The sequence below is a fragment of the Burkholderia sp. Bp8963 genome, assembly GCF_003854275.1.
Taxonomy (GTDB): domain Bacteria; phylum Pseudomonadota; class Gammaproteobacteria; order Burkholderiales; family Burkholderiaceae; genus Burkholderia.
This window is the reverse complement of record NZ_QTQP01000030.1, coordinates 59,327-70,256: the sequence shown is the minus strand read 5'-3', so window position 1 is coordinate 70,256 and position 10,930 is coordinate 59,327. Positions and strand designations below refer to the sequence as shown.

At 63.7% G+C, this 10,930-nt stretch carries 7 protein-coding genes; 5 read left to right on the top strand and 2 right to left on the bottom strand.

Translation table 11 applies throughout. The annotated features are described in order from the left end of the window. Positions 1-35: 35 nt before the first annotated feature. Positions 36-1,133 carry a VOC family protein gene (locus tag DID96_RS23700; RefSeq protein ID WP_124601690.1) on the bottom strand — a complete coding sequence of 366 codons (1,098 nt, stop codon included), beginning with the start codon at positions 1,131-1,133 and terminating at the stop codon, positions 36-38. A 330-nt stretch (positions 1,134-1,463) separates the two neighbouring features. On the opposite strand from DID96_RS23700, the gene DID96_RS23695 reads away from it, so the two are divergent. After that, on the top strand, positions 1,464-2,549 hold the full coding sequence (locus DID96_RS23695; protein WP_409333806.1) for an AI-2E family transporter: 1,086 nt from the start codon (positions 1,464-1,466) through the stop codon (positions 2,547-2,549). Positions 2,550-2,715: 166 nt separating this feature from the next. On the opposite strand, the gene DID96_RS23690 is transcribed toward DID96_RS23695, so the two are convergent. Beyond that, positions 2,716-3,432, bottom strand: coding sequence for a TetR/AcrR family transcriptional regulator (locus DID96_RS23690; RefSeq protein WP_124601712.1), 717 nt, complete (start codon positions 3,430-3,432; stop codon positions 2,716-2,718). Positions 3,433-3,645: 213 nt separating this feature from the next. Between DID96_RS23690 and DID96_RS23685 the strand changes: the two genes are divergently transcribed. From DID96_RS23685 to DID96_RS23670, 4 genes are all read left to right on the top strand, one after another. After that, on the top strand, positions 3,646-4,806 hold the full coding sequence (locus tag DID96_RS23685; RefSeq protein WP_124601688.1) for an efflux RND transporter periplasmic adaptor subunit: 1,161 nt from the start codon (positions 3,646-3,648) through the stop codon (positions 4,804-4,806). Further along, positions 4,803-7,976: an efflux RND transporter permease subunit gene (locus DID96_RS23680; protein WP_124601687.1), complete on the top strand. Its 3,174-nt coding sequence runs from the start codon at positions 4,803-4,805 to the stop codon at positions 7,974-7,976. The genes DID96_RS23685 and DID96_RS23680 overlap by 4 nt, the downstream gene beginning before the upstream one ends. A gap of 2 nt (positions 7,977-7,978) precedes the next feature. Beyond that, complete coding sequence (locus tag DID96_RS23675) at positions 7,979-9,442, top strand: efflux transporter outer membrane subunit (protein WP_124601686.1); 1,464 nt, start codon at positions 7,979-7,981, stop codon at positions 9,440-9,442. A gap of 78 nt (positions 9,443-9,520) precedes the next feature. After that, entirely contained in the window at positions 9,521-10,888 is a 1,368-nt protein-coding gene (locus DID96_RS23670; RefSeq protein WP_124601685.1) for a PqiA/YebS family transporter subunit, read from the top strand. Positions 10,889-10,930 lie beyond the last annotated feature (42 nt).

The window sequence follows — 10,930 nt, the reverse complement described above, 5'->3', positions numbered from 1 at the left end:
GTTTCGAGTCTCCGTTGTTCGGAAATGCGGGGGTGTCAGGCGAATATCTTGGCGAGCGTCAGCAGCTTGCTCATCGTCAGATCCGGACTGCGCCGGAGGTTGCGGATGAGGGCGGCCAGGCTCGACAGCGACAGCTTGGGCTTGGTGAAACTGCGTGGCATTGCCGGCCCCCATTGGGCCATCGCTTCACGGCTGATCGTATGCAGGCCGGTAGGTACGTCCGACGTGAAGAGGTCGCCGTCGCAGTAGTGTTCGTGCTTGTCGCCCCAGGGGTCTTGCCAGTAGTCGAATATCTGGCTGCCCAGAATATGACGTCCGATACCCCAGGCGTGCGTCCAACCTTTTTCGCGCAGCACGCGTTGCCCCATGCCGACCGCGTCCGCATCGACCAATTCAAAGGCACTATGGCTGTACTTCGGAATGAAGCCTTGTGCCAATGCGAGCGTGTGATGGTCGGCTGGCCGCTCGCCCAGATCCAGACGCATGAATGCGACGGCGGGTGAGCCGTCCGGGAGTGTCTGCACATCGCTCGCGATAAAACCGAAGTGCTGGGTGTACCACGCGCACGTTTCCTGGAAGTCGGCCAACTCGAGCACGACATGCCCCAGCTTGATGACTTCAGGCGCGTCCGCCGGCGGGCGCTGCGTGTCGTTGATTCGTACTGCCGCGTCCACGGAATTGAATTGAAGCGCGTTTCGATGGGGCAACGGTTCGACTTCGCGACGGCCCCAGACTGCATCGACGCGAAAGCCCGACGGGTCGGTCAACGTCACGCGATATCCGCCGCCGGGCCAGTCCGACGATTCCACTCCCGAGGCGCCGGGGAGCTTGGTCAGGGCATGCAGGTCCGACTTGCTGTCGACCTGCAATCCAAAGCCGGCAAACCGTGCCTTCGCCGCGTGGCGAACGACATAACAGAACGGCGCCGGGCCGGTGCCTCGCAACAGCAACAACGCTTCGTTTCGAAAGACCGTTCGCAGTCCGAAGTCGTTGAGAAACCGCTCGGCCTGTCCGAGGTCCGGACGGTCGAAGATCAAGTACGACAACGCCGACGCCTTGGTCGTGGGATGAGGATGACGCGACGGTTGTGCAGTAGTCAATCTGGGAACGCCAATATGCGCGCTTGTCTCCACGCTCAGCTCCTATCGTCTCTATGGTTGCTCGTCCGATCAATTGCTCGGCCCGCTGATGACATTAAAGTCATTGCTGATACTTTTGTCAACTGGTGCAAACGAGCCAATACTTGTGCAGCGGCTCTGCCTGGTGTGGCCTTATCCTTTGATGCCGGTATGCACTTAGTTAAATTACACCGTCATAGTTGATTTTTTTATCATTGTTGTGCACTATATCGCATCTGGAGCCGACGTCGAGCCGGGTAGTCGTCGTCTACCGATCCCGAGAATCAGCCCCGGCAGCCGATCACGAGCCCCAAGATGTCGACGAATCCACCCGCAACGCGCGAGCTGCAGCAAGAGCGTGCGCGACCCAACTCCTACCAGCGGCAGGCAGTGCTCTGGGGTGCCCTCGCAGTCGGGCTCGGCGCTCTGATCTGGATCCTGCGTCCGGTGCTGGCGCCGTTCCTGCTTGGCGGCTTGATTGCCTACATGCTCCAGCCCGGTGTCGAATGGCTCGTCCGTCAGCGCATTCCACGCTCTCTCGCTGCGCTCGTCATGATGCTTTTGTTTGCGTCGGTCATCGTGTCGCTTGCGCTGCTCGTGTTCGCCGTGATCCAGAAAGAGCTGCCGGCGCTCGCCGCGCACATTCCAGGATTCACGGCAAAGATCAATGCGTGGCTTCAGCCGAAGCTCGCCATGTTCGGCCTGGACGGGTCGTTCGATCTGTCGAGCTTGCGCAACGTACTGACGAGCCGGCTCGAAGGCGGCGGGCAATCGGTACAGCTTGCAGCATGGCGCTATGTGCGCACGGGCGGCAGCGCATTGGTTACCGTGGTGGGCAATGTCGTCGTGGTACCGCTCGTGCTGTACTACCTGCTCTACGACAGGTGTAAGGTCTTCGCCCGGATCGAAAGCCTCGTGCCTCGCCCGTGGCTCGGCAAAACGCGCGCGCTCGTCACCGAGATGGATCAGATTCTGTCGCAATATCTGCGCGGCCAATTGCTCGTCATGGTTGTGCTGGCAACGTTCTACCCGATCGCGCTGGGCCTCGCCGGCTTCGGCGTCGCATTGCCTGTCGGTCTATTTACCGGGCTTGCGGTCTTCATCCCTTATGTCGGCTTCGCGACGGGGCTCGTACTCGCGCTGCTCGCCGCGCTGCTCCAATTCGGCGACTGGTACGGTTTCGGTGCGGTGGCCTTGATCTATGGGATTGGGCAAGTGCTCGAGACGGCGTTTCTTACGCCTCGGCTCATCGGTGAGCGCATCGGTCTGCATCCGCTCGCGGTGATTTTTGCGCTGCTGGCGTTCGGCCAACTGTTCGGCTTTTTCGGCGTACTGCTCGCGCTTCCTGTCAGCGCCATCCTTGCGACGGCACTGCGCGAGGTGCGTCGGCGCTATCTGGCGAGCGCGCTTTATGCGAATTGGCGGGAGTAGGTTCCCCCCGCCAACGCATCGCCTTCGAAAATTGCTCTTCAGTAAGCCACACGAACCGGTCACGCTCCGTGCCGCCCGGCGCCGGGTCTCGGAACCGGCACGATCGTCAGCGATCGGACGCCCTGCGCACCGCGAATCAACACACCATCGATGTCCGCGCTCGCCGTCAACGCGGCGCTACCGGCAACGGCCGCCGTGCGACACCCTCCGCCTCGGCACGCCCCAAACCCAACGCCTGCAATACAGCCACGGCGGCGCGCTCCGCAAGGTGCTCTTGCGCAACGTCCCGGTCCCGATCCCCTTCGGCCGGGGATCGGCCCGGGGCGACAACTTTGAGTTCCGCGGCAATCGCCGCGAGAACGATGCCGGTCACCGAGACATGGCTCATGAAGGGATCGGCCGCGGCGAAGCGTCCGGCTGCAATACCCGTCTCGCTATCGCGCCTCAGCCGCCGACTCATACCGAGGTGCAGTGCGCGATCCGAAAATCCCTCGCGAATCAGGAAACGACCCCAAACCGGTTCGCGCCGCGCGCGAATCAAGGTGTGTCGCACGCACACCGCAACCACCTCCGCCGGATCGGATAGACCGCTCACAAGCGCATCGAGCCGGTCGCCGAACTCCTCGATCACCCAATCGACGAGCGCCGCATGCAGCGCATCCTTTGATTCGAAGTGGTTGTAGAACGAGCCGAAACCCACGTCCGCCGCTTCCGTGATCTCGTTGATGGTCACGTACTCGAAACCTTTCGTCGCCACCAGGGCGAGCGCCGCCTCGAGCAGGCGAGCGCGCGTCTCGCGCTTGCGCCGCGCACCGCGAGGTTCGCGCCGGTCGCCCCCGCCCTGGCCCGCACCGTCCACCGCATGAGCATCGCCGGCTTCCATGGCCCCTTGGCGGGGCCGTCGCGAACCGGGGGGGCCACCGTTCACCCGCGTGCTCGTCTCTTTTTTATCGCTCATCGCTTCAGATCCACAAGTCATAATTGACAAGTTTATCATCTTCGACTCTAATGTCACCAGCGATCGATGCTCGTCAGTGAAAACCCTGACAAATGAGCGATCCCCTTTCCTCTTGCTAACCCTTGCTTTGGAAACATCGTGAAATTCCCCGGTCTTGAAGCGCGGTCGTCCTCGCGCCCGTCTTCCACTGCGCTGCCCCGTCGGGCGGGCCTTTGCCTCGCCGTTTGCGGCGCGGTCCTGCTAGCGGCTTGCCACACGCGCGAACCCGCCGCCCCCGAAGTGAAGCCCGTCGTCGCGCTTGCCGTGCATGCCGACGGTATGCCGGACGCCACCTCCTTGCCAGCTCAAGTCGAGGCGCGCTACTCGACGGCGCTTTCGTTCCGCGTCGGCGGCAAAATCGCCGAGCGTCGCGTACATCTGGGCGATACGGTAAAGGCCGGGCAAGTGCTCGCCCTGCTCGACCCTACCGACCTGCGCAACAATGCAGCGAACGCACGCGCTCAACTCGATGCGGCAACGCACCAGCTCGCCTATCAGAAGCAGCAGCTCGCTCGGGATCAAGCGCAGGCGCAGGCCAATCTGATTGCCCCGGCGCAGCTGGAGCAAACGCAGAACGCCTATGCAACGGCGCTCGCGCAGCGCGATTCGGCGTTGGCCCAGATGGCGCTGGCCGAGGACCACCTGCGCTATACCACTTTGGTCGCGGACCACGACGGCGTGATCAAGTCCGAGGATGCCGATACCGGCCAGAACGTCGAGCAAGGACAGGCCGTCTATCACCTCGACTGGAGCGGCGATGTCGATATCGCCTGCGACGCCCCCGAGAGCGCACTGAATTCGCTCAGCGTCGGCCAGACTGCGAAGGTCACGTTGTCGGCTTTGCCCGGCAAGACATTCGAAGCACGCGTGCGCGAGGTCGCGCCGAGCGCCGATCAGCAAAGCCGCACCTGGCGCGTGAAGCTGACACTCATTGCGCCGACTCCCGAGATTCGGCTCGGCATGACGGCTCAGGTGCAGTTCGATATCTCCCACGCGAACAACGGCGCTTCCCCCTTCGCGCTGCCAGCCACGGCGCTCTTTCACGATGGCGACAAGCCCGCCGTCTGGGTCGTTCAACCGGGCACCGACAAGCTCGTGCTGCGTCCCGTCACCGTCACGAACTACGGCGAGCGAATGGTTGAAGTCGCCACCGGCCTGCACGACGGTGAACGCGTCGTCGTGCAGGGCGTCCATACCGTGAGCGCCGGCGAGCATGTGCAAGTCGTCGCCCCGTTGCATCCCGAGGACTTCGCATCATGAGCATCGTCGATCATGAAAAGGCGGGCGACACGACGCTCGCCGCCGCTCCGCAGGCCGAAAGCAAAGGCAAAGGCGGCTTCAATCTTTCCGAATGGGCGCTGCGCCATCAGCAGCTCGTCATTTACCTGATCGGTCTGATGACGCTGTTCGGCGTCATCGGCTACACCCATCTTTCGCAATCCGAAGATCCGCCGTTCACGTTCAGAACGATGGTCATTCAAACGTATTGGCCCGGCGCGAGTGCACGTGAAGTGCAGGAGCAGGTCACGGATCGCATCGCGCGCCAGCTTCAAGCCGCGCCCTACGTCGACAACATCAAGAGCTATTCGCGCCCCGGCGAGTCGATGATCTTCTTTGCGATGAAGGACTCGGCACCCGTCAAGGAAGTGCCTGAAACCTGGTATCAGGTGCGCAAGAAGGTCGGCGACATCCGGGCAACGCTGCCGCAGGGCATCGTCGGCCCGTTCTTCAACGACGAGTTCGGCGACGTCTATACGAACATCTATGCGCTTGAAGGCGACGGCTTTTCGGCCGCCCAACTGCACGACTATGCGGACCAATTGCGCACGGTGCTCCTGCGCGTGCCTGGCGTCGCGAAGGTCGATTACTTTGGCGACCCTGGCCAGCACATCTTCATCGAAATTTCGAACACGCAGTTGACGAAGCTCGCGATCACGCCGGCGGAACTCGCTCACGCCATCGATGCGCAGAACGCCGTGGCGCCGGTCGGCACGTTCACCACGGCCGACGATCGCGTATTCGTGCGCACGAGCGGAGCGTTCAAAGACGTGCATGCGCTCGAAGACACGCTGATTTCGGTGAATCACCGTACGTTCCGCCTCGGCGACATCGCAAAGATCCACCGCGGCTATGACGATCCGCCCGTCACGCAGATGCGCACGAACGGCCATGCCGTGCTCGGGATCGGCGTCACGATGCAGACAGGCGGCGACGTAATCCGGCTCGGCAAGGCGCTCGATGGCGAGCGCGCCGAACTGCAAGCACGCCTGCCCGCGGGGCTCAAGCTCGTCCAGATCTCGAGCATGCCCGACACCGTCAAGCATTCGGTCGACGATTTCGTCGAGGCCGTGGCCGAGGCCGTCGCGATCGTGCTGGTGGTCAGCCTCGTCTCGCTGGGCCTGCGCACGGGCATGGTCGTCGTGATCTCGATCCCGATCGTGCTCGCCGTGACGTCGCTGTGCATGTATCTGTTCGGCATCGGCCTGAACAAGGTCTCGCTCGGCACCCTCGTGCTCGCGCTGGGGTTGCTCGTGGACGACGCCATCATCGCCGTCGAGATGATGGCCGTGAAACTCGAGCAAGGCTGGAGCCGCACGCGGTCGGCGGCATTCGCCTATACGAGCACGGCCTTTCCGATGTTGACGGGTACGCTCGTCACCGTATCGGGCTTCCTGCCGATCGCGCTCGCCAAGTCGAGCACCGGCGAATACACGCGCTCGATCTTCGAAGTGTCGGCGATCGCGCTCATCGTTTCGTGGTTCGCCGCCGTGGTGCTCGTTCCGCTGCTCGGTTATCACCTGCTCCCCGAACGCAAGGCGGGCGAGCACGGTGGCCACGGCCACGACGACGATATCTACAACACGGGTTTCTATCGCCGCATGGGCGGCTGGGTGGCCTGGTGCATCGAGCACCGTTGGCTGGTGCTGGGCGCAACGGCGATCGCATTCGCCGTTGCCATGGCGGCCTTCACTCGCGTGCCGAAGCAGTTCTTCCCGAACTCCGAGCGCCCCGAGTTGCTCGTCGATATGCGTCTGCCCGAGGGAGCTTCATTCGCCGCGACGCTGCGTGAAGCGCAACGCCTCGAGCAGGCCCTGCACGGCCGCCCCGAAATTGATCGCGTCGTCGACTTCGTCGGCACCGGCGCGCCCCGCTTCTATCTGCCGCTCGACCAGCAATTGCAGCAGCCGAACTTCGCGCAATTCGTCATCACGGCAAAGGACGTCAAGGAACGGGAAAAGCTCATGAAATGGCTCGACGCGTCGCTCGAGAAGCAATTCCCCGGCGTACGAACACGTGTGGCGCGACTCGAGAACGGGCCGCCCGTCGGTTATCCGATTCAATTCCGCGTAAGCGGCGACGACATCGCGACAGTGCATGAGATCGCACAAAAGGTGGCGGACAAGGTACGTGCCGACGCGCGCACGCGCAATGTGCAGTTCGACTGGGATGAGCCGGAAGAGCGCTCCCTGTCGTTCCAGATCGACCAGAACCGGGCTCGTCAACTCGGCGTGACCTCGCAGGATGTGTCGAACTTCCTCGCCATGACGCTTTCCGGCTACACGGTGACGCAGTACCGCGAGCGCGACAAGCTGATCGACGTCGATCTGCGCGCACCCAAGAGCGAGCGCGTCGATCCGTCGCAACTCACGAGCCTGGCCATCCCGACACCCGGCGGCCCCGTGCCGCTCAGCACGCTCGGCCATGTGCGCACGGCGCTCGAGTACGGCGTGATTTGGGAACGCGATCGGCAGCCGACCATCAAGGTGCAAGCCGACGTTCGCGGCGACGCGCAAGGTATCGACGTCACGCACGACGTCGACCAGCAACTGAGCCAGCTTCGCGCGCAACTGCCGATCGGCTATCGCATCGTGGTGGGCGGCTCGGTCGAGGAAAGCATGAAGGGCCAGACGTCGATCAATGCCGAAATGCCGATCCTCATCATCGCAGTGCTGACCCTGCTCATGATCCAGCTGCAGAGCTTCGCGCGCATGCTGATCGTGGTGCTGACCGCACCGCTCGGCTTGATCGGTGTCGTCGCCGCGCTGTTGCTGCTCGGCGAACCGTTCGGGTTCGTCGCGATGCTCGGCGTGATCGCGATGTTCGGCATCATCATGCGCAATTCGGTGATCCTCGTCGATCAGATCGAGCAGGACATCGCGTCCGGCCAACCCCGTTTCGATGCAATCGTCGGCGCGACCGTCAGGCGCTTCCGTCCGATCATGCTCACGGCCGCCGCCGCGGTGCTGGCCTTGATTCCGCTCCTTCGTTCCGGCTTCTTCGGCCCGATGGCTACCTCGCTCATGGGCGGCATCACGATCGCCACGGTGCTCACGCTGTTCTTCCTGCCGGCCCTTTATGCAACTTCCTTCCGTGTTCGCCGCGACGAGCGCGCACCGCAACAGAGCGTCGTCGAACACGCGGAGATCTGATCATGCAACTTGCCATTAAGACATCCGTTATCGCCGTGTTCGCGGCACTTGCCGCGAGCGCCTGTTCGTTGGGCCCGAGCGGTACGCCGCCCGCGATGCCGTCGCCCGCGCATTATGGGGCGCAGCCGCAACCTCAGGAGACGGTCGCGGCGGGCGGTACAGCGCAACATTTCGATGTCGGTGCAGCGCCAGTCCCGCAATGGTGGAAGCTGTACCGCTCCGACGCGCTCGATGCGCTTGTCGAAGAAGGGCTGCGCAACAACCCGACGCTCGCCGCCACGCAGCGCTCGCTGAATGCCGCGCAGCAGGAACTGCGGGCCCAGATCGGCGCTTCGACGTTGCCGTCGATCGACGCGAATGCGCAGGTCGAGCGTACGCGCTCGCCCGTCGTCCCCGGCATCGGTCCAAGCACCGAACGCTACAACGTCTTCGTCGGTCAGTTGCAGGCGCAGTACAACTTCGATCTGTTCGGCGCCGTTCGCTACGGGAACAAGGCCAGCGCGGCTCGCGTCGACGTGCAGGCGTATGAACTGGCGGCGGCGCGCCGCGCGCTCGCCGCGAATATCGTCGGCGCCGCCATCAATGCCGCGGCGCTCGATCGTCAGATCGCGCTCACCGAACGTCTCGTGACGCTCGCCGGCGATACGGCGCGCGACGATGCGCTGCGTCAAGCGCTCGGCTCGATCTCGCATGCGCAGGCACTGGCGTCGGCCCGGCAGGCCGCCGCGCTCGCCGCTACCCTCCCGCCGCTGCGCCAGCAGCGCGCGAGCGCCGTCCACGCGCTGGCCGTGCTGTTGGGTCGAACGCCGGATGCGGCGCCTGTCGTCCCCGATCTGGATAGCCTTGCGCTGCCCGAGCGCGTACCGGTCGCCGTACCGGCGCAGCTGCTTCGCTCGCGTCCGGATATTCAAGCTGCCGAAGCCGCTGTGCAAGCGGCCGCGGCCGATGTCGGCCAAGCGACGGCGCAGCTTTTCCCGAGCCTGTCGCTGACGGCCTCGATGGGCCGCGCCGGCTTCAGTTGGCCGGCCCTGCTCACCGGCGCCGGCGGCATATGGGCAATCGGTGCAAGTGCGGCGCAACCGATCTTCCATGGCGGCGCGTTGCTGGCGCATCGGCGTGCAACGAAGGAGTCGTATGAGGCAGCGGTTCTGCACTACAAATCGACCGTCTTGTCCGCCTTCGAGAACGTCGCCGATTCGCTCGCCGCGCTCGATAACGATGCGCAGACGCTCGCATCGACCGAAAGCGAGGTGCGCTCGGCACATGAACTGTTCGACGAAACGACGTCGCGTTATCGACTCGGGTCCTTGCCGGTATCGGCGGCGCAAGCGAGCGAACAGCAGTTCCTGACTGCACAGCTCGACGCGGTTCGCGCACAGAGCCAACGGCTCGGCGATACCGCCGCGCTCTTCCAGGCGATGGGCGAATTGCCGCCCGAGCCAGGGAAGTTGGCGTCGCGCGACTGATTCGCGCTCGTTCGGTTCATTTGCGTTCGGGCGGGCCGGCACGCGAGAAGCAGGCCGCCCCGCCACGATCGGTCGTCCATGTTCGTCCGTTCTATTTTCTTCCATATGGAACATCGAGATCTGATTGCCTGTCACGAGTGCGACGCTCTCTTTCGCAAGCCGCCGCGTCTGCGCGGTCTGGTTGCGCACTGCTCGTCTTGCGGCGCAAGCATCAAAGGGGTGCGTCACGCCGGTTTGACGCTCGAGAAGGTCTGCGCGGTCACGGTCGCCGCACTGATCACGTTCTTGATCGCGCAGGCGTTCCCGGTACTCGCGCTGGAAACCAATGGCCTGACGTCGCACGCCACGCTGTTTGAAGCCGTGCAGGCGCTATGGAAAGGCCATATGCATATTGTTGCAGCCATGGTCTTTTGCACGACGATGCTGTTCCCGTCGTTCGAACTCGTCGCCCTGCTCTATCTCTTGCTGCCTCTGCGTGCGGGCCGTGTGCCACGCGCTTTCGACGCTGTACTGCGCCTCGTTCAATTCGTGCGTCCGTGGGGCATGACGGAAGTCTTCATGCTCGGGGTGCTCATTACGATCGTGAAGATGGTGAGTCTCGCGCGAGTCATCCCGGGAACGTCGCTGTTCGCGTTCGGCGCGTTGACGCTGATGTTTTGCGTGATCGCCGCTTTCGACCCCAGCATGCTATGGGAAATTCGCGACGAAGTAATGCATGGTGGCGCTCCCGCCGGGCTGACGCGGCGGCACAACAAGCAGCGTGATATGCATGGCGGTGCTGCGCCGGCCGCCAAGTCGGCAACGGCTTCGGTCACCGCGAGGCACGCCGGGTTCATCGCCTGCCACTGCTGCGGGCTCGTTCACTCGCGCAGCGCGCACGTAGCCGATTCGCACTGTGTTCGATGCCGCTCACCGCTGCACGCGCGCCGCCCCGAAAGCATCACGCGGACTTTCGGGCTGCTGCTTGCCGCTGCTTTGCTTTATATCCCGGCCAATCTTTTGCCGATCATGCATACCTCTTCGCTTGGACGCGCCGAGGACGACACGATTCTTGGCGGCATCTCTTACTTCTGGCGGTCGGGCGATTGGCCGCTCGCGGTCATCGTGTTCGTCGCCAGCGTCCTGGTGCCGATGCTCAAGCTCGCCATTCTCACGCTGCAAACCGTCGCCGCCTATCGCGGTTCCGACTGGCAGCCGCTCGAGCGCGCCAAGCTCTACCGCATGGTGGAGCGCGTCGGGCGCTGGTCGATGCTCGACATATTCGTCGTGTCGCTCACTGTGGCACTCGTGCATTTCGGATCGCTGGCGCAGATCACCGCGGGACCGGGGGCTTTGGCCTTCGGCTCGGTCGTGGTGCTGACCATGCTCGCCTCGAACGAGTTCGATCCGCGCCTGATCTGGGACAACGTCCGGCGCCGGCCGGCACGCTCTTCCGCACGATCGTAATCGCCGCGTACCGTCCGGCTTCGACAACCCTTCATTCGATTC